The organism is Paracoccus solventivorans (assembly GCF_900142875.1).
Lineage (GTDB): Bacteria > Pseudomonadota > Alphaproteobacteria > Rhodobacterales > Rhodobacteraceae > Paracoccus > Paracoccus solventivorans.
On the sequence record NZ_FRCK01000006.1, the window covers coordinates 176,699 to 195,356 of the forward strand.

The 18,658-nt window shown below is 69.8% G+C and carries 18 protein-coding genes; 8 read left to right on the forward strand and 10 right to left on the reverse strand.

The features are described 5' to 3' along the window. Positions 1-44: 44 nt before the first annotated feature. From ettA to BUB57_RS10875, 4 genes are all read left to right on the forward strand, one after another. Positions 45-1,700 carry an energy-dependent translational throttle protein EttA gene (ettA, locus tag BUB57_RS10860; protein ID WP_073066844.1) on the forward strand — a complete coding sequence of 552 codons (1,656 nt, stop codon included), beginning with the start codon at positions 45-47 and terminating at the stop codon, positions 1,698-1,700. A gap of 124 nt (positions 1,701-1,824) precedes the next feature. Beyond that, positions 1,825-2,778 (forward strand): ABC transporter ATP-binding protein, encoded by a 954-nt coding sequence (locus BUB57_RS10865; protein ID WP_073066721.1) that lies wholly within the window; start codon positions 1,825-1,827, stop codon positions 2,776-2,778. Continuing rightward, the gene (locus tag BUB57_RS10870) at positions 2,775-3,536 is read left to right on the forward strand and encodes an ABC transporter permease (RefSeq protein ID WP_073066724.1); all 762 of its coding nucleotides are present in this window, start codon (positions 2,775-2,777) and stop codon (positions 3,534-3,536) included. Before BUB57_RS10865 ends, BUB57_RS10870 begins: the two co-directional genes overlap by 4 nt. A 72-nt stretch (positions 3,537-3,608) precedes the next feature. Continuing rightward, positions 3,609-4,694 carry a Hint domain-containing protein gene (locus BUB57_RS10875; protein ID WP_234952044.1) on the forward strand — a complete coding sequence of 362 codons (1,086 nt, stop codon included), beginning with the start codon at positions 3,609-3,611 and terminating at the stop codon, positions 4,692-4,694. Here the strand turns inward: BUB57_RS10875 and BUB57_RS10880 are convergent, their stop codons facing one another. The 5 genes from BUB57_RS10880 to BUB57_RS10895 form a co-directional block, all read right to left on the reverse strand. Beyond that, positions 4,695-5,285 (reverse strand): hypothetical protein, encoded by a 591-nt coding sequence (locus BUB57_RS10880; protein ID WP_234952045.1) that lies wholly within the window; start codon positions 5,283-5,285, stop codon positions 4,695-4,697. It abuts the gene before it with no gap. 187 nt (positions 5,286-5,472) lie between these two features. Next, on the reverse strand, positions 5,473-5,793 hold the full coding sequence (locus tag BUB57_RS16590) for a hypothetical protein (RefSeq protein ID WP_143159701.1): 321 nt from the start codon (positions 5,791-5,793) through the stop codon (positions 5,473-5,475). Positions 5,794-6,068: 275 nt separating this feature from the next. After that, positions 6,069-6,947: a lysophospholipid acyltransferase family protein gene (locus BUB57_RS10885; protein WP_084732095.1), complete on the reverse strand. Its 879-nt coding sequence runs from the start codon at positions 6,945-6,947 to the stop codon at positions 6,069-6,071. Further along, the gene (locus BUB57_RS10890; RefSeq protein WP_407670359.1) at positions 6,947-7,843 is read right to left on the reverse strand and encodes a cell division protein FtsX; all 897 of its coding nucleotides are present in this window, start codon (positions 7,841-7,843) and stop codon (positions 6,947-6,949) included. The genes BUB57_RS10885 and BUB57_RS10890 overlap by 1 nt, the downstream gene beginning before the upstream one ends. A gap of 74 nt (positions 7,844-7,917) precedes the next feature. Further along, positions 7,918-8,592: a cell division ATP-binding protein FtsE gene (locus tag BUB57_RS10895; RefSeq protein ID WP_073066859.1), complete on the reverse strand. Its 675-nt coding sequence runs from the start codon at positions 8,590-8,592 to the stop codon at positions 7,918-7,920. Positions 8,593-8,710: 118 nt separating this feature from the next. On the opposite strand from BUB57_RS10895, the gene BUB57_RS16920 reads away from it, so the two are divergent. Next, on the forward strand, positions 8,711-9,592 hold the full coding sequence (locus BUB57_RS16920; RefSeq protein ID WP_073066727.1) for a zinc-ribbon domain-containing protein: 882 nt from the start codon (positions 8,711-8,713) through the stop codon (positions 9,590-9,592). 385 nt (positions 9,593-9,977) lie between these two features. Here the strand turns inward: BUB57_RS16920 and BUB57_RS10905 are convergent, their stop codons facing one another. The 5 genes from BUB57_RS10905 to argH all read right to left on the reverse strand — a co-directional run bounded on the left by BUB57_RS10905 (position 9,978) and on the right by argH (position 15,876). After that, complete coding sequence (locus BUB57_RS10905; protein ID WP_234952046.1) at positions 9,978-12,476, reverse strand: DUF4175 domain-containing protein; 2,499 nt, start codon at positions 12,474-12,476, stop codon at positions 9,978-9,980. Between the two features lie 65 nt (positions 12,477-12,541). Then, the gene (gene lysA / locus BUB57_RS10910) at positions 12,542-13,807 is read right to left on the reverse strand and encodes a diaminopimelate decarboxylase (protein WP_073066735.1); all 1,266 of its coding nucleotides are present in this window, start codon (positions 13,805-13,807) and stop codon (positions 12,542-12,544) included. A 170-nt stretch (positions 13,808-13,977) separates the two neighbouring features. After that, positions 13,978-14,169, reverse strand: coding sequence for a hypothetical protein (locus BUB57_RS16605; protein ID WP_143159702.1), 192 nt, complete (start codon positions 14,167-14,169; stop codon positions 13,978-13,980). Between the two features lie 139 nt (positions 14,170-14,308). Then, positions 14,309-14,467, reverse strand: a complete 159-nt coding sequence (locus BUB57_RS16925; protein WP_200796445.1) for a hypothetical protein — start codon at positions 14,465-14,467, stop codon at positions 14,309-14,311. Further along, the gene (gene argH, locus BUB57_RS10915) at positions 14,464-15,876 is read right to left on the reverse strand and encodes an argininosuccinate lyase (protein ID WP_073066739.1); all 1,413 of its coding nucleotides are present in this window, start codon (positions 15,874-15,876) and stop codon (positions 14,464-14,466) included. The genes BUB57_RS16925 and argH overlap by 4 nt, the downstream gene beginning before the upstream one ends. A 24-nt stretch (positions 15,877-15,900) precedes the next feature. Between argH and BUB57_RS10920 the strand changes: the two genes are divergently transcribed. From BUB57_RS10920 to phbB, 3 genes are all read left to right on the forward strand, one after another. After that, positions 15,901-16,446, forward strand: coding sequence for a TlpA disulfide reductase family protein (locus tag BUB57_RS10920; RefSeq protein WP_073066744.1), 546 nt, complete (start codon positions 15,901-15,903; stop codon positions 16,444-16,446). A 293-nt stretch (positions 16,447-16,739) separates the two neighbouring features. Continuing rightward, positions 16,740-17,570: an EAL domain-containing protein gene (locus BUB57_RS10925; protein WP_073066862.1), complete on the forward strand. Its 831-nt coding sequence runs from the start codon at positions 16,740-16,742 to the stop codon at positions 17,568-17,570. Positions 17,571-17,702: 132 nt separating this feature from the next. Next, complete coding sequence (gene phbB, locus BUB57_RS10930) at positions 17,703-18,428, forward strand: acetoacetyl-CoA reductase (RefSeq protein ID WP_073066747.1); 726 nt, start codon at positions 17,703-17,705, stop codon at positions 18,426-18,428. Positions 18,429-18,658 lie beyond the last annotated feature (230 nt).

The following is an 18,658-nucleotide window of genomic DNA, read 5'->3' on the forward strand; positions in this document are numbered from 1 at the left end:
GACGATCGCCTAGATAACCGCCAACCAGCGGACAGGAGCGGATGATGGCCTCGTATCAGTATGTCTACCACATGGATGGCGTGTCCAAGACCTATCCGGGCGGCAAGAAGACCTTTGAAAACATCCGGCTGAACTTCCTGCCCGGCGTCAAGATCGGCGTCGTCGGCGTCAACGGCGCGGGGAAATCGACCCTGCTGCGGATCATGGCCGGTATCGACAAGGATTTTTCCGGCGAGGCTTGGGCCACCAAGGGCGCGACCGTGGGCTACCTGCCGCAGGAACCGCAGCTGGACCCGCAGCTGAACGTGCGCGGCAACGTGATGGAGGGGGTGAAGGCCAAGCAGGCCAAGCTCGACCGCTATAACGAGCTGGCCATGAACTACTCGGACGAGACCGCCGAAGAGATGGCGAAGCTGCAGGACGAGATCGACGCCGAGAACCTGTGGGATCTCGACAGCCAGGTCGATGTCGCGATGGAGGCGCTGCGCTGCCCCCCCGACGACGCCGACGTGGAGACGCTTTCGGGCGGGGAACGCCGCCGGGTGGCGCTGTGCAAGCTGCTGCTGGAAGCGCCCGACATGCTGCTGCTGGACGAACCGACCAACCACCTGGACGCGGAAACCATCGCCTGGCTGCAAAAGCACCTGATCGAATACCCGGGCACCATCCTGATCGTCACCCACGACCGCTATTTCCTGGACGACATCACCGGCTGGATCCTCGAACTCGACCGCGGCCGCGGCATCCCCTACGAGGGCAATTATTCGGCTTGGCTGGAACAGAAGGGCAAGCGGCTGGCGCAGGAAGCGCGCGAGGACAAGGCACGGCAGAAATCGCTGGAACGCGAGCTGGAATGGATCCGCGCCGGCGCGAAAGCACGGCAGGCCAAGCAGAAGGCGCGGATCAACGCCTATAACGAGATGGCCTCGAAATCCGAGCGCGAAAAGATCCAGCACGCCCAGATCATCGTCCCCAACGGCCCCCGGCTTGGCGACAAGGTGATCGAGGTGAAGGGGCTGACCAAGGGCTTCGGCGACCGGCTGCTGATCGAGAACCTGGATTTCAGCCTGCCCCCGGGCGGGATCGTCGGGGTGATCGGCCCGAACGGCGCCGGGAAATCGACGCTGTTTCGGATGCTGACCGGGCAGGAACAGCCCGACGCCGGCGAGATCACCTTTGGCGACACCGTGCAGCTGTCCTATGTGGACCAGAGCCGCGACGCGCTCGACGCCAACAAGACCGTGTGGGAAGAAATCTCCGGCGGGGCCGAGCAGATCGACCTGGGCGACGCGCAGATGAACAGCCGCGCCTATGCCGGGGCCTTCAACTTCAAGGGCGGCGACCAGCAGAAAAAGGTCGGACTGCTGTCGGGCGGCGAACGCAACCGCGTGCATCTGGCCAAGCTGCTGAAATCGGGCGGCAACGTGCTGCTGCTGGACGAACCGACCAACGATCTGGACGTGGAGACCCTGCAGGCGCTGGAAGCGGCGCTGGAGGATTTCGCCGGCTGCGCGGTGATCATCTCGCACGACCGCTTCTTCCTCGACCGGCTCTGTACCCATATCCTCGCCTTCGAGGGCGACGCGCATGTGGAATGGTTCGAGGGCAACTTCGAGGCCTACGAGGCCGACAAGGTGCGCCGCCTGGGCCCCGATTCGATCGAGCCGAAGCGGGTGAAATACAAGAAGTTCGTGCGCTGACCGGCGCGGGCGGGGTAACCCCGCCCCTTTCCCCTGGGCTGCCGCTGCGGGCCGGGCGGCTGGACTTTGCGCCGCGCCGCCCCTAGCTCTGCCCTTTGTGCCTTCGCACCCGAGGTTCTTCCCCATGGCGCCGATCATCGAGGTCGACCACCTCTCCAAGCGTTACGCCGGCGGCACCACCGCGCTGGACGACGTGAGCCTGACCATCGAAGCCGGCGAGATCCTGGCCCTGCTGGGCCCGAACGGCGCCGGCAAGACCACGCTGATCTCGATCATCTGCGGGCTGGTCACGCCCACGCAGGGCACGGTGCGCGTGGGCGGCCACGACATCGCCACCGACTGGCGCGCGGCGCGGCGGATGATCGGGCTGGTGCCGCAGGAAATCGCGCTGGAACCGTTCGAGACGGTGGCGAACTCGGTCCGCTTCACCCGCGGGCTGTACGGCGCCCCCCCGGACGAGGCGCATCTTGAACAGGTACTGCGCAGCCTGGCGCTGTGGGACAAGCGCGACGCCCCCACCCGCGCGCTGTCGGGCGGCATGAAGCGGCGGGTGCTGATCGCCAAGGCGCTGTCGCACAAGCCGCAGGTGCTGTTCCTGGACGAGCCCACCGCCGGGGTGGACGTGCAGCTGCGCCGCGAGATGTGGCAGGTGGTGCGCGAGCTGCGCCGGTCCGGCGTCACCATCATCCTGACCACGCACTATCTGGAAGAGGCCGAGGAAATGGCCGACCGCATCGGGGTGATCGACCGCGGCAAGCTGCTGCTGGTGCGCCCCAAGGACCAGCTGATGGGCGAGTTCGGCCGCAAGCAGCTGACGGTCGAGCTTGACGCGCCGCTGTCGGCCCTGCCCGAGGGGTGGGAGGGGCGCGGCATCACCCTTTCCGCCGACGGCCGCAGCCTGGAATACGACTATGACGCCCGCGCCGACCGCACCGGCATCGGCCGGCTGCTGGCCGAGCTGGGCCGGCTGGACCTGGGGGTGCGCGACGTGGCGACGCGGCAGTCCTCGCTGGAAGAGGTGTTCATGGCGCTGCTGGCGGGCGAACAGGGGACAGGCGGACAGGGGGATGCGCGATGAGCTGGCGTTCGGTCCGCACCATCTATCTGCATGAAATGGCGAGGTTCTTCCGCACCATCTGGCAGTCGCTCGCCTCGCCGGTGCTGTCGACGGTGCTGTATTTCGTGGTGTTCGGCGCCGCCATCGGCGGCCGCATCCAGGCGGTCGAGGGCGTGCCCTATGGCGCCTTCATCGTGCCGGGGCTGATGATGCTGACCGTGCTGCAGCAGTCGGTGGCCAACGCCAGCTTCGGCATCTTCTTTCCCAAGTTCTCGGGGACGATCTACGAATATCTGGTCGCCCCCGCCGGCTGGGTCGAGGTGATGCTGGGCTTCGTCGGCGCCGCCGCCAGCAAGGCGATCCTGATCGCGCTGGTGATCCTGCTGACCAGCTTCTTCTTTGTCGGGATGCATGTGGCGCATCCGTTCTGGATGCTGGCGTTCCTGGTGCTGACCGCCACCGGGTTTTCGCTGCTGGGCTTCATCCTGGGGCTGTGGGCGAAGAACTTCGAGCAGTTGCAGATCGTGCCGATGATGGTGATCACGCCGCTGGTGTTCCTGGGGGGCGCGTTCTATTCGGCCTCGATGCTGCCGCCGTTCTGGGAACAGGTGGCGCGGCTGAACCCGGTGCTGTATCTGGTGTCGGGCTTCCGCTGGTCGTTCTTCGGCATCGCCGACGTGCCGGTGGGGGTGTCGCTGGGCGCGGTAGCGCTGATGATCCTGGTGCTGCTGGCGGCGATCCGCTGGATCTTCCTGACCGGCTGGCGGCTGCGGGAATGATTTTTCCGGGCCGCTTAACCGCCTGTTAACCATTCCCCTGTTAACCATTCCGCAACCACAACGGGGGCGGAAATGGGCATTCTCTACGACGCCAGCATCTTGACGGGACCGGACGCGTTGGACGGGGCGGTGATCAAGCCGCAGGGCCGCGAGGGCGGCACCCACCAGATTTCGGATACGGTCGAGCCGATCGAAGTACAGCAGCAGAACGGAACCGTGCTGCAGGTGAACGACAGGCTGACGGTCGGAGATACGCTGTATCGCGTTACCGGCCTGCAGTATTTCGAGTCCTACGCGTCGTTTGATATCTACGATAATAATCTCAATGGAATCGTCCTTAAGCTGGCGTCGGTCGATGATCCCAGCATCGCGATTCGGCTTCTGGTGCCCTTCGACGGCTTCGTCCCAGGTGGCGCGGCGATCCGGGAAATCTCGGTCAGCATGGTCGATCCTGCCAGCTACTGGACCTGGAACCAACTGGATACAAACGATAACTTCACCATCGACGTGAAAACCGATGTGGTCTGCTTTGCCACCGGCACGCTGATCGACACCGACCGCGGGCCGCGGCCGGTGCATCTGCTGCGGGTGGGCGACATGATCCGCACCCGCGACCACGGGATGCAGCCGCTGCGCTGGCTGGGCGGGCGGCAGCTCTCGGCCTCGGAACTGGCCGGGCAGACGCGGCTGCACCCGATCCGGGTGGCGGCCGGGGCGCTGGGGCCGGGGATGCCCGCGCGCGACCTGACGGTCTCGCCCCAGCACCGGCTGCTGGTGCGCTCGGCCATCGCCGAGCGGATGACCGGCGCCCCCGAGGTGCTGATCGCCGCCGTGCATCTGCTGGGCCACCCGGGGATCGAGCGCATCGCGGCCGAGACCATCGGCTATTGGCACCTGATGTTCGACCGCCACGAGATCGTCTTTGCCGAGGGCGCCGAGGCCGAATCGCTGCATCTCGGCCCGATGGCGCTGTCGGGGATGAGCGACGATGCCCTGACCGAACTGCGCGCGCTGTTCCCCGATCTGGTGGCGGCAGGCATTGCGGGCGCGCCCGCCCCGACCTGCCGCCCGGTCATGCGCGGCAAGCCGGTGAAAAAGCTGATCGAGCGGCAGCTGCGCAATTTCAAGCCGCTGGTGGCGGCGCCGGCCTGGGCGTAATCAGCCGACACACAGCCGCGTCTGCGGGTCCAGCCGCACATATTCGCGGGCGCTGATGCTGTGGATGTCCAGCGAATGGCGCCATTCGGCGAACCAGCGCGCACGGATGCCGTTGCGGTAATGCGCGGCCATCATCTGGTCCACCATGGGCGGGATGATGGTGGTGCCGGGCAGCCGCGGGGCGTGGAACCCGACCGAGGCCTCAGGGTGCAGGCAGGCGTTGGGCAGGGTGACCAGCATGGTGCAGGCAGAGCGGCAGACGCCGGTGATCCGCACCTCCCGGCCCGAGCGCTCCAGCTCGGCCCGCCGCACCATCATCCGCAGCACATTGCCGCCACGGTTGTCGTGGATGACGATGGGCGCCCCGGCCGCAGCAGAGGACGCGACCGGAACCGGGTCCGCCACCGCCGCCGCGCAGCCGGACAGCGCCAGAAACCCCATGAGCGCAAGGGGACGGCCGAATGCCACCAGCAGCGGAGGCCAGCAGCGCGGCAGGCCGGTTGCAGAGACGACGAACTGAACCGGCCGGGCAGAGGCCGCAGCGGCAGGGACGGCAGGCAGCAGGCTCAGCAGCAAAGAGGCGATTTTCATCCGCCCATCATGCCGCGGACGCCGCCGGCGCGACAGCGGCATGGAAGGGCGGGCGGGATGGCAGGCGGCCGCCGGCCGGGCGGCGCCACGGGCCGCGCCGCCGAGAGCGCCGTTGCTCGGTGTGGTCAGGAGCTCGCCGCGGGGTCGGAAGGGCGGTACTGCCATTTCCTCGCTACTGCCCTTCGTATCACGGTGCAGGCCTATTGGAAATATCCCCTCCACCATGGCGACGATCACGCAGCCGAAGCGGCAGCGGCTCGCGCGGAACCGGCGCGGGGCCGGCGGGCGGCCGGACGCGGAGGCTCATCTGGACCGCAGTGTGGGCACCGCGCAGCAGGAACGGCAGCCCGATCCGCGGGGTTCCGATCAGCTTGTGCAGCAAATCGTTACGACCATTGCCGCGCCGGGCGGGCAGTACCCGGATTGCAGTCGTCGCAAACGGCAGCGGCTCGCACGCGGAACCGGCGCAAGGCGCGGGATCGACAATCAGCCGGACGCAGAGGCTCATCTGGACCCGCAGTATGGGCACCGCGCGGCAGGAACGGCAGCCCGATCCGCGAGGCATCGACAGCTTGCATAGCAAAGCGATGCTGCCGTTGCCGCGCCGGGCGGGCTGCGCCGGATGGCAGTCGTCGCTTCCGGGGCAGCAACCGGAGGGCAGTCTCACGCCTCCAGCAACCCACCCGTCGAAGCGGCGTCACCCCTCGCGGCCAAGACCCGCCGCCTGCATCAACCCGGCTGAGGCAGGCTCACGCCTTCAGCGACCAGCCCGTCGCAACAGCGTCACCCCTCGCGGCCCAGTCCCGCCGCCTGCATCAGCCGGTCCGAGGCGGCCTCGACCACCGTCTCGACCTGCTGCACGGTCTGGGCGGCGGACAGCCCGGCGGGGATGGGGTCGAGGAACTCGATCACCGCCCGGCCCGGCCGCACCCGCAGCCCGTCGCGCGGCCAGAACATCCCGCAGTTCACCGCCACCGGATAGACCGGCAGCCCGGTCGCCTGCTGGATGCTGCCGACGCCGTGCTTGTACTTGCGCCGCTCGCCCGGGCGGGTGCGGGTGCCCTCGGGGTAGATGATCAGCTGCCCGAGCCCGTCCTGGTCCGCGCGCGAGGCCTCGATTTCCCGGATGATCCGGGTCATCGCCTCGGCTCCGCGCGAACGGTCGATGGGGATGCAGCCGGCCTTGCGCGCGTAATAGCCCATGATCGGCACCCGCAGCACCTCGCGCTTCATGATGAAGGCGCATTGCGGCACCGCATGGGCGATGGCCAGGATGTCGAGGAAGCTCTGGTGCTTGGCGGCGATCACGCAGTCTTCCGTGGGCGGCGTGCCGCGCAGCTCGACCGAGACCCCGAGGATCGTCCGCGCCGCGGCCAGCAGCCGCCCGGTCCAGATCACCGGCAGCACATGCGCGTTCTGCGGGTCGCGCCGGACCTTGGGCAGCCACCACAGCCCCATGAAGGCGGTAACCAGCGCGATCCAGACATAGAACACCGCGGCGCGCAGCGGCCACAGCAGCGGCAACGGCTCGGGGGTATAGTGGGGATCGGCCGCGACCGGGGGCTGCGCGCCCCCGGACCCCTGCGGGATATTCAGCGACAGAAGATCGCCTGCAGGCGACGGGTCGAGCGCCCAGCCGGGCCGGTCGAGAGGGGCGGACATCAGCGCACCTCGCGCAGCATGCGCAGGGCGGCGGCGCGGGTGGCGACGAACCCCAACGCCGCGCCCAGCGGCGGGATCAGCAGCGGCCAGAGCCAGCCCCAGCCGGTAAAGCCGAGCCCGGTCAGAAAGCCCCCCGCCTCATCCATGCGCGGCAGGGCGAGGATGGCGAGCATCCCCAGCGCGGTGCCCCCGGCGGCCCCCAGCGCGGCGCGGCGGGTCAGCCTGCGGACAAAGGCGGTGGCGATGGTCAGGTCGCGCGCGCCGATCAGCCGCATCACCCGGATCACCTGCCCGTTCGCGGCCAGCGTCGCCTGCGCCGCTAGCGTCACGATGGCGGCGCTGCCGGCGCCGATCAGCGCCAGCGACAGCCAGCCCAGGATGCGCAGCCGCTGCGCGGCCGAGGCCAGCGGCCGGCGCCATTGCGTGTGGTCGTCCAGCACCGCGGCCGGCGCCTCGGCCTCGAGCCGCAGGCGCAGCGCCTGCGCGTCGAAGCCGCGCCCGGTCGAGACCTGCACCAGCCGCGGCACCGGCAGCACGTCCACCGGCACATCGGGGCCGAACCAGGGTTCCAGCAGCGCCTCGACCTCGGCCGCGGGCAGCAGGCGGTGCTCGGCGACGCCTTGGGTAGTTTCCAGAACACGCTGCACCGCCTCGGTGCTGGCGTCGAGTTCGGTCGCGGGGGCCGAGACGCGCACGGTCACGGTCTGGGCCAGCCCCTCGGTCCAGCGGTCGGCCAGCCGGCCGGTGGCCAGCGCCAGCGCCAGCGCGAACACCGCCAGGAAGGCCATCACCCCGGCCGCGAACACCGTCAGCCCCGCGGTCTGCCCCGAAGGCGGCACCACCCGGTCGGCCAGCCCCGATTCGCGCCCGATCAGCGCCCGCCACAGCGTCGCCAGGTCCAGCGCCGCCAGATCCGTGCGGGTGCCGCGGGCGCGCAGCAGGATGGCGCGCCAGCGCGTGGCCCCCCCGCTCACAGCTCGGCCCCCGCGGCCTGCAGGCGGCCGCCGGCGATGCGCAGCACCCGCGCCGAGACCTGCTGTTTGGCGGCGCGGATCAGGTTGAGGTCATGGGTGGCGATCAGCACGGTCTTTCCCGATCTGTTCAGCTCGATCAGCAGTTGCAGCAACCGCAGCGACATGTCCCAGTCGAGGTTGCCGGTGGGTTCGTCCGCCAGGATCACGTCGGGCGACAGGATCACCGCCCGGGCCAGCGCCGCCCGCTGGCGTTCGCCCCCCGACAGCGCCGGCGGCATGGCGCGGGCCTGCGGCCCCATCTGCACCCAGGCCAGCAGGTCGCGGATCGCCTGCATGTCCACCGGCTGCCCCGCCACCGTCATCGGCAGCGCGATGTTTTCTGCAACCGGCAGGTGGTCGAGGAACTGCGTGTCCTGATGCACCACGCCCACGCGGCGGCGCAGCCCGGCGATGGCGTCGCGGCCCAGCCCGGCGGCGTCCTGGCCGAACAGCGACAGCCTGCCCTGCGTCGGCAGCAGGTCGGCGATGCACAGCCGCAGGAAGGTGGTCTTCCCCGAGCCCGAGGGGCCGGTCAGGAAATGGAACGAGCCGCGCGGCAGCTCCAGCGCGATGCCCTGGAACAGCGCCTCTTCCCGAGGGTAGGCAAAGCCCACATCCCGCATTTCGATCACGTCGCGCCCTCCTTCGTCCGGCCGGCTTGGCGACCGGACCCGGCGTTGATAGAACGTCCCGGCGGCGAAGAAAACCACGCGCCGGCACCACGGGCGCACGACCAGCGGGGTTGAAGCGATGCGGCTGATCTGTCCGCGCTGCGGCGCGCAGTATGAAATCGACGCCGCCGCAATCCCGGCGGCGGGGCGCGACGTGGAATGTTCGGCCTGCGATCACGTCTGGCGAGCCTGGCCGGTGTCCGAGCCGGCCGAGCCCTTCGACCCCACCGCCCGACCGCGGCTGAGCCGGCCCCTGAGCGAATCGGTGATCGAGATCCTGCGCCAGGAGGCTGCGCGCGAGCTCGAGGTCCGCGCCGCCGAGCGCCGCGCGCAGCGGCTGGCCGACGCGGGGGAGGTCGAGGCTGGGGTGGACGAGGCTGGGGTGGCCGAGGCCGGGAAGGCCGAGGCGCCGTTTCCTGACGCAGCGGCAGCGCTGGCGGCGGGTGCGGTTGCGCCCTCGCCTGACGACACGCTTCTGCCCGGGGATGCGCCGGAGGTGCAGTCCGGGGGCACCGACGATGCACGCGCCCCTACCACCGCCGCGCCCACCGCCAAGCAGTCGGCCGTATCGTCGGCCGCCGCCCCCGTCGCGGCTATCCCGGCCGCCATGCAGTCGGCTCCCCTCGCCGCGGTCACGCCAGTCGCCCAGCCTCCGACCGTCCCGGTCCCCGCCGCGCGCCCGCAACCCGCATCGGCCTGGGCCGCTGCCCCGCCGGCCCCGGCTCAGGCCGTCTCGCGGCGGCGCTATGATGCGGGGTTCCATCTGGCGGTGATGCTGGCGCTGGTGGCGCTGGCGCTTTACGCGCTGGCGCCGCGGCTGGGCGATCAGCAGCCCCTCGGGCCGGTGCTGCTGGAATGGCGCGGCAAGGTCGACCAAGGCCGCGACTGGTTTTCGGCAAAGGGCGACGCGGCGATCGCGGGGCTGCGGGCGGTGATCGACGGCCAAGGCGCCGCGGACTGATCCGCGCGCGACCGGAGCCGGAGGGATTCCAGCGCGCGCAGGGGGTTGTCGCGAGGGGCTTCATGGATCCGCGCTCGCGGCCAACCTGACATCCCCCGTGCCCATAGCCCGTTGACCTCGCGTTCACGGATTTGCCGGCGACCGGCTAGCTTCCGGCCGCGCCTGGTGTAGCGGGCTGGAGGTTCCAGGGTTTCGCGTTCAGCCCGTGCATGGTAACAAAGGACGGTTCGGCCGCTGGCTCACCGGGTTCGCGCGCGCCCAGCCTTCGCCAAGATCAACATCCCGGCCAACCGCTCGCAGATTTCACGGCTTCACGAGCGCCACAGCCAACGCCACTCTCACGGCGCTTCGTGATGCCGGGCTCACGCCTGCCCGGAACCCGCCCCTAGAACCGCTCCAGCAGCCGCCCGAGATAGTCGCGTTCGGTCCGCGGGCGCTCGCTTTCGCCGCTGCGGCGGCGGATTTCGTTCTGCAGTTCGCGGGCGCGGCCGGCGCGGCGTTCGGTGTCGGCCAGCGGCTCGCCGGTGGCGATGTTGCCGCCCTGCCCGCCGGTCTCGCGCCCCAGCGGGTCGCGGTCGGGGGCGAAGGGCGCAAACCCCTCGCCGCCGCCGGCGCGCGGACTGCCCTGCGGGCCCGGCGTGTCGCCCTGCCCAGGCTGCGGGGTGCCGCCCTCGCCCTGCTGGCCCTGCTCGCCGCGCGACAGATCGGACAGCGCCCGCATCCCCTCGCGCAGCGATTGGATAGCTTCGGCCTGGCGTTCCAGCGCGCCGGCGGCATCGCCCTCGCGCAGCGCGCGCTCGGCCTCGGCCATGGCGCGGCCGGCGTCGTCCAGGCGGTCGCTGGCGGCGTCGCCCTGCTCGGTGCCGCGGCCGGGCAGCAGCCCTTGCTGGCGGCCGATCTCGGCGCGCAGGTCGCGCTGGCGGTCGGCGAGCGAGGGCTGGTTCCCCTCTTCACCCTCGCCCTCACCCTCACCCTCACCCTCGCCCGGCGCCTCGCCAAAGGGATCGCGCTGCGCCTCGCGCAGCACGTCGTCGGCCAGGCGCTGCTGGTCGCGCAGCGTCTCGCGCAGCCGATCCATGGAGCGACCGCCGGGCGAGGAACTGCCACCGCCCTCGCCCTCGCGCACCTGAAGATTGTCCATCATCTGGTTGAATTGATCCAGCAATTCCTGCGCCTCGGCCATGCGGCCCTCGTTCATCAGGCGCTGGATTTCGTCCATCATCTGCTGGATCTGGTCGCCGGTGATCTGCCGCCCCTGCTGTTCGGAACGGTCGAAGCGCGCCGAGGGGTCCTCGCCGCGCTCGGCCAGCATCCGCGTGTAATCGTCGGTCGCCTGGCGCAGCGCGTCCATCAGCTTCTGGATCTCGTCGGGGCTGGCGCCGTTGCGGATCGCCTCGGCCAGCCGCTCTTGCGCCTGCCGCATCCGCTCCAGCGCGTCGCCCAAGCCGCCGTCCTCGATCAGCAGCGCCGCGTCCCACAGCGCATCCGCCAGCGTATCGCGCGCGTCAGACGACAGCGGCCCGGATTCCAGCGCCTGCACGGCGCCGGTGATCGCCTGCGCGGCCTCGGGCGGCAGGGTGCGGTCGCTGCGCCAGACCATCGCGCGCAGCAGCCGGGCGCTGCGAGGGGCATTGTCGCGCGACCACAGCAGGTCGCGGCGCATCTCGGCGATCCCGGCCGCCAGCGGGTCGAAGAACCGCCGCCCCGGCAGGATCAATGCAGTGGATGGCGTCTCGGCCGTCTGCTCGATCCCGTCGTGCACCGACAGCGTCATCCGCACCGGCAGGTTGGCCCAGGGGTGGCGGGAAAGATCGGCGGAGAGCGTGGCGCTGACCCGGCGGCGCTGGCCAGAGGCGGGCAGCGGCAGGTCAAGCTGCAACGCCTCGCGCGGCTCGGGGTCGGGGGTCAGGCCATGGCGGCGGTCCACCGCCGCAAGATCCAGCGTGATCGTGGCGCTGCCCGCGGCGATGCCGTGGTCGTCCTCGGCCGAGAACCCCTGCGCCAGCCGCCCGTCGGCGCGGCGCCCGGCCAGCGCCGCCAGCCAGACCTGCGGCGGCGCGTCGGGCAGCACGGTCACGGCAAAGCTGCGCCCGCCCACGCTCATCGTGCCGTCCTGCTGCGCGGTATAGCGCGGCGCATCAGACGCGGCCTGCGGGTCAGTGGGGCCAATGTCCTGCGCGACCGACAGCCCCTGCCCGTACAGCCTCAGGTTGAAGCTGGTGCCCTGCGGCACGGTCAGCGCATCCGCTTCCAGCGTGTTGAGATAGATCACTGGGTGGCCGGTGTGCCGCGGGGGTTCGGCCCAGCCCTCCCACGCGGGGCCGGTCGCCACCGGCTGGTCCGTGGGGGGAGAGGGCCGCCAGCCCGCGGCCAGCGCGCCCAGCCCCTGCCCCACCGGCGCCGCGCCGCCAAAGATCAGCGCCATCGCCAGCGCGGTCAGCGCGACCAGTCGCAGCGCAAAGGGATCGCGCCGCACCAGCGCCGCATCGGGGGCGACCGGCCGCGCCCGCGCCGCCGCCGCCCGCGCTGCCGCCTGATGCGCCTGCCACAGCACCGCCGCATCCGGCCCGCCCAGCGCCATGCGGTCGCCCAGAACCGACAGCGGTCGCCCGGCCAGGCGGCGGTCCACCCGCAGCGCGGCATCGTGCCGCGAGGGGCGGCGGAACCGCGCCCAGCCCCACAGCGCCAGCGCCGCCAGCACCAGCAGCCACAGTGCCGAGACCCAGCCCAGCGCCCCCGGCGGGACCAGCGCCACCAGCCCCAGCGCCAGCGCCGCCAGCCCCAGCAGAACCCAGGTCGCGGCAGCCCAGAATGCCGCGGCGAGCCGTTCCCACCATAGCCCGGCCAGCGTCAGCGCCACCGCGCGGCGCACGGGCGCGGGCAACGGCAATTCGGAAGGCGCCGCCCCGGACGGCGCCGCATTGCGCGCGGGATATGCCCCGCGCCCGGTCACAGAAAGTCGGGGATGCGGTCGCGCGACAGCATCTCGTCGATCGAGGGGCGCGGGCGGATCACCGCGAAACGGTCGCCGGACACCAGCACCTCGGGGACCAGCGGGCGAGAGTTGTATTCCGACGCCATCACCGCCCCATAGGCCCCGGCCGAGCGGAAGGCGACCAGATCGCCCGCCCCCACACGCGGCAGCGGCACCGCTCGGGCAAAGGTGTCGCCGGTCTCGCACACCGGGCCGACCACATCGACGGGATGCGGCTCGGCCCCCGGCGCAGGCTCGACCACCGGCACGATGTCGTGATGCGCGTCATACATGGCGGGGCGGATGAGGTCGTTCATCGCCGCATCGACGATCAGGAAATCCCGCCCATCGCCCTGTTTCAGAAAGATCACCGAGGCGAGCAGGATCCCGGCGTTGCCGGCGATGTTGCGCCCCGGCTCGATCTCGATCTCGCAGCCCAGATCGCCCACGGTTTCGCGCACCACCTCGCCGTATTCCAGCGGCAGCGGCGGGGCGGCGTTGTCGCGCCGATAGGGGATTCCCAGGCCGCCGCCCAGGTCCAGCCGGGTGATCGCATGGCCATCCGCCCGCAGCGCCCGGCACAGCTCGGCCATCTTGCGATAGGCCTGGCGGTAAGGGTCGAGATCGGTCAGCTGGCTGCCGATATGCATGTCGATGCCCACCACCCGCAGCCCGGGCAGCGAGGCCGCCAGCCGATAGACTTCGCGCGCACGGGAAATCGGGATGCCGAACTTGTTTTCCGACTTGCCGGTGGCGATCTTGGCGTGGGTGCGGGCGTCCACGTCGGGGTTCACCCGCACGGCGATGGGCACCTCGGCCCCCATCTCCTGCGCCACGGCGGACAGGGCCAGCAGTTCGGGTTCGCTTTCCACGTTGAACTGGCGGATGCCGCCGGCGATGGCGCGGGCCATCTCGTCGCGGGTCTTGCCGACGCCGGAAAACACGATCCGTTCGCCGGGAACGCCTGCCGCAAGCGCGCGCGCATATTCCCCGCCCGAGACCACATCCATGCCCGCGCCCAGATCCCCCAGCAGCTTGAGCACCGCGAGATTCGAGTTCGCCTTGACCGCAAAGCAGACCAGGTGCTCCGTCCACGCCAGCGCCTGTCGGAACAGGTTGAAATGCCGGGTCAGGGTGGCGGTGGAATAGACATAGACCGGGGTGCCGACCGCCCGCGCGATCTCGGGCAGGGCCACGTCCTCGGCATGCAGCACGCCGCCGCTGTAGTTGAAATGATCCATCCGACCCGCACCGAAAATCCAGAGCACCGATATAACGCCACCGGGCCGCGCAATGCAAAGCCCGCCGCGCGCCGCGGGCCTGATTCATCTTGCCCAAAATATCCTCCGGGATCGCCGTATACGACGAAGGGGGTGGAAAACCCCCGCTCCGGCCGGCCGCCGGAAACCCGTCAGCCGCGCGGTTCCAGCCCGATCAGATCCGCCCCCGACAGCGACACCGGGGCGTGGCGCTTGTTGGGATCATAGACATAGGTGCCCTTCTGGATCATCACCTCGTCGGACTGGCTGATACCGCCCGAGCCGCCCGAACAGGCCGACAATGCGGCAAATGCCACGGCGGTCATTGTGAAACGTGCGATCATGTCCTGCCTCGTCTGCTCGTTTGCCTCAAGCGGGCCTGGCCCGCATCTGCTCTTGGCGGGTCCTTGCCCGCATTCCCGCCGCCGTTGTCCGGCGTGCGGGATCTGGCGGCGGGCAGGACCGGCCTGCCCGGCCGCAGGGTCACAGCGTGGTGATGACGCCCACCACCGCCTCGCCGCTGAGCCTGACGCCGGTGGTCTTTTCCGGCGACTTGCTGGACGCCGAAGGCGCATGGGGCGGACCGTCCGCCCCGCAGGCCGCCAGCATCAGAACCGCGGCCAGTGCTGCAAGGCGCATCATTCCCATCCCTCCATCGCGCCCTTCCAGCGGGCGATCTGCCGGCGCACCTGATCGGGCGCCGTTCCTCCGTAAGATTGCCGCGAGGCGACCGAGTTGTGAACACCCAGAACGTCGAACAGCTGCGCCGTTATCGCAGAATTGACCGACTGCATGTCGGCCAGCGTCAGCTCGGGCAGGTCGACGCCGCGCGATTCGGCCAGCGCCACCAGCGCGCCGGTGGCGTGGTGGGCGTCGCGGAACGGCAGCCCGGCCTCGCGTACCAGCCAGTCGGCCAAGTCGGTGGCGGTGGAAAACCCGCTGGATGCCGCCGCCTGCAGCCGCTCGCGGTTGACGGTCAGGTCCGAGATCATCCCGGTCATCGCCGCCAACGCCAGCATCAGCGTGTCGGCGGCGTCGAAGACCTGTTCCTTGTCCTCCTGCATGTCCTTGGAATAGGCCAAGGGCAGTCCCTTCATCACCGTGAACAGCGCCACCGCGGCGCCAAGGATGCGGCCGATCTTGGCGCGGATCAGCTCGGCCGCGTCGGGGTTGCGCTTCTGCGGCATGATGCTGGATCCGGTGGACCAGCGGTCGGACATGGCGACGAAGCGGAACTGGGCCGAGGACCAGATCACCAGCTCTTCCGCCAGCCGCGACAGATGGGTGGCGCAGATCGCGGCCGCCGACAGGAACTCCAGCGCGAAATCCCGGTCGCTGACCGCATCGAGGCTGTTCGCCGTCGGGCGGTCGAACCCCAGCGCCGCGGCGGTGGCGTCGCGGTCGATGGGAAAGCCGGTGCCCGCCAGCGCGGCCGAGCCCAGCGGGCATTCGTTCATCCGCGCCCGCGCATCGGCAAAGCGCCCGATGTCGCGGCCCAGCATTTCCACATAGGCCATCATGTGATGGCCCCAGGTCACCGGCTGCGCGGTCTGCAAATGGGTGAAGCCCGGCATCACCCAATCCGCCCCCGTCTCGGCCTGCGTCACAAGCGCGCGGATCAGCGCCCGGCAGGCGGCGATCGCCGCGTCGCACTGGTCGCGCACCCACAGCCGGAAATCGGTCGCCACCTGGTCGTTGCGGCTTCGCGCCGTGTGCAGGCGGCCCGCGGGCTCGCCGATCAGCTCTTTCAGCCGCGCCTCGACGTTCATGTGGATGTCTTCAAGTGCGGTCTGGAACCGGAACTGCCCGCCCTCGATCTCTGACAAGACGGTGAGCAGCCCTTCCCCGATGGCGTCAGCATCGCTAGGGCTGATGATGCCCGTTGCTGCCAGCATCGCCGCATGGGCCCGGCTGCCCCGGATATCCTGGGCGTAGAGCCGCCGGTCGAACCCGATCGAGGCGTTGATCGCCTCCATGATCGCATCCGGCCCGGCGGCGAAGCGCCCCCCCCACATGGTGTTGGCGGTGGGATTTTCGGGCGTGTCGGTCATCGGATCGGTCCTGTCGGAGGTCACATGCTGCGTTTCCTTGCCCTTTATACGTCCCTTGCCCTTGCTGCAAACGCGGCCGCGGCCGCGTCGGTGGACTGGCAGGCGGCGCGCGACGCCGGCCTGCCCAAGCTGATCGAATCCGAGCAGGCCCCGGTCCCCGAGATCGAGTTTTCCGACGCCGAGGGCAGCACCCACAAGCTGTCCGACTGGCGCGGCCAGGTGGTGCTGCTGAACTTCTGGGCCACCTGGTGCGCCCCCTGCCGCGATGAAATGCCTTCGCTGGACGCGCTGCAGCGCGAAAAGGGCGGCGAGCGCTTCCAGGTGCTGACCGTGGCCTCGGGGCGCAACCCGCCCGCCGCCATCGACCGTTTCTTCGCCGAGGAAGGGATCACCGAGCTGCCCACCCTGACCGACCCGAAAATGGCGCTGGCCCGCGCCTTTGGGGTGATGGCGATGCCGGTCACCATCCTGATCGACGCCGAGGGCAACGAGGTCGCCCGCATGACCGGCGACGCCGACTGGGCCTCGCCTGCGGCGCTGGCGCTGATCGACCAGATGCTGGCCGAATAGGAAACTGCGCGCAATTTTATCGAGTTGCAGAGGTGGGGTGACGGGCTGAGGCGCGGCTGCGCGGCGGAGTGCGGGAAGGCGAATCATCATCGTTTTCCCCACAATCGCAACAGGATGCGGCGGAAAGCTCATTCAGTCTCCGCACGAAGGCTTGCGCGCACGCCCGCGCCACGAGTGCCCGCCGCCCCGAACATCCGCACCGGTTGTGTTAACCTGATCCGCCGATCCGCGGTCGCATTTACGAATTCTTCGCTCATCCTTGGCAGAGTGCCGCCATGGACAAGGGGACAGAGATGCGACTCGATTCTGATCAGCTCCAGCGTGGCGGCGCCGGTTCTCCGCTGGATTTCGCGGTGGACCACCAGCAGCGGCTGACCATGTCGACCGTGCGGCGGGCGGTCGAACGCGGCGATGCGGTGCTGGCCTTCCAGCCGGTGGTGCAGGCCGCGCGCACCGACCGCGCCGCCTTTCACGAGGGGCTGATTCGCATCATCGACGAAACCGGCGGCTTCGTGCCGCTGCGCGATTTCATGCCGCTGGCCGAACTCAGCGAGCTGGGGCGGCAGATCGACTGCCTGTCGCTGGCGCTGGGGGTGCAGGCGCTGTGCGAGGAACCGGGGCTGCGGCTGTCGGTCAACATGTCGGCGCGCTCGATCGGCTACCCCGACTGGCTGCGGACCCTGCACCACGGGCTGTCGCGAGACCCCACCGTGGCGGAACGGCTGATCCTGGAAATCACCGAAAGCTCGGCGATGGGGATGCCGGACCAGGTCCGCCCCTTCATGCGCGACCTGCAGTTGCTGGGGGTCAGCTTCGCGCTGGACGATTTCGGCGCGGGCTATACCTCGTTCCGCTATCTGCGCGAGTTCTCGTTCGACATGATCAAGATCGACGGGCGCTTCATCCGCGACATCGCCAGCCAGCCCGACAACCAGGTGCTGACCCGCGCGCTGATGATGATCGCCCGGCATTTCGACATGTTCACCGTGGCCGAGCAGGTCGAGACCGCCGACGACGCCGCCTATCTGATCGAGCTGGGGGTGGACTGCCTGCAGGGGTTCTACTTCGGCGCGCCCACCATCTCGCCGCCGTGGCGAACCCCGAATGCCTCGGCCCGGCGCTGACGACGGCCCCCACGGCTGCGGCGCCGATGGCGGGGGTTGTTTTCGGCAAAACCCTCCGCCCCCTTGTGCAACATTGTTTCCTATTCTACCCCTTGGGCGAAAGAGGATTTCAATTCCGGGTTTGGAGGGAACATGGCTAAGGTTGCTCTGGTCACTGGCGGATCGCGCGGCATCGGCGCGGCGATTTCAAAGGCGCTGAAAGAGGCCGGCTATGAGGTTGCGGCCAATTACGCCGGCAATGACGAGGCCGCCCGCGCATTCACCGCGGAAACCGGCATCAAGACCTATAAATGGTCGGTGGCCGATTACGATGCCTGCGCCAAGGGCATCGCCCAGGTCGAGGCCGAGCTGGGGCCGGTGGCGGTGCTGGTCAACAACGCCGGCATCACCCGCGACGCCATGTTCCACCGCATGACCCCCGAGCAGTGGAAAGAGGTCATCGACACCAACCTGACCGGGTTGTTCAACATGACCCACAACGTGTGGAACGGGATGCGCGACCGCAAGTTCGGCCGGATCATCAACATCAGCTCGGTCAACGGGCAGAAGGGCCAGGCCGGCCAGGCCAATTATTCCGCCGCCAAGGCCGGCGACATCGGCTTTACGCGCGCGCTGGCGCAGGAAGGGGCGCGGGCCGGAATCACGGTCAACGCGGTGGCGCCGGGCTATATCGGCACCGAGATGGTCCGCGCCATCGACGAAAAGGTGCTGAACGAGCGCATCATCCCGCAGATCCCGGTCGGCCGTCTGGGCGAGCCCGAGGAAATCGCCCGCTGCGTGGTGTTCCTGGCCGTAGACGAGGCCGGCTTCATCTCGGGCTCGACCATCAGCGCGAACGGGGCGCAGTTCTTCTCGTAACCGCGACGATCCCTGCCCTGCACGAAAAGGCCGCCGGTCGGGCGGCCTTTTTTTATATAGCTTCACGCCCTACCGGCCCTACCGCGCCCTCCGCGCCTACCGCGCCTACCGCGCCTACCGCGCCTACCGCGCCTACCGCGCCTACCGCGCCTACCGCGCCTACCGCGCCTACCGCGCCTACCGCGCCTACCGCGCCTACCGCGCCTACCGCGCCTACCGCGCCTACCGCG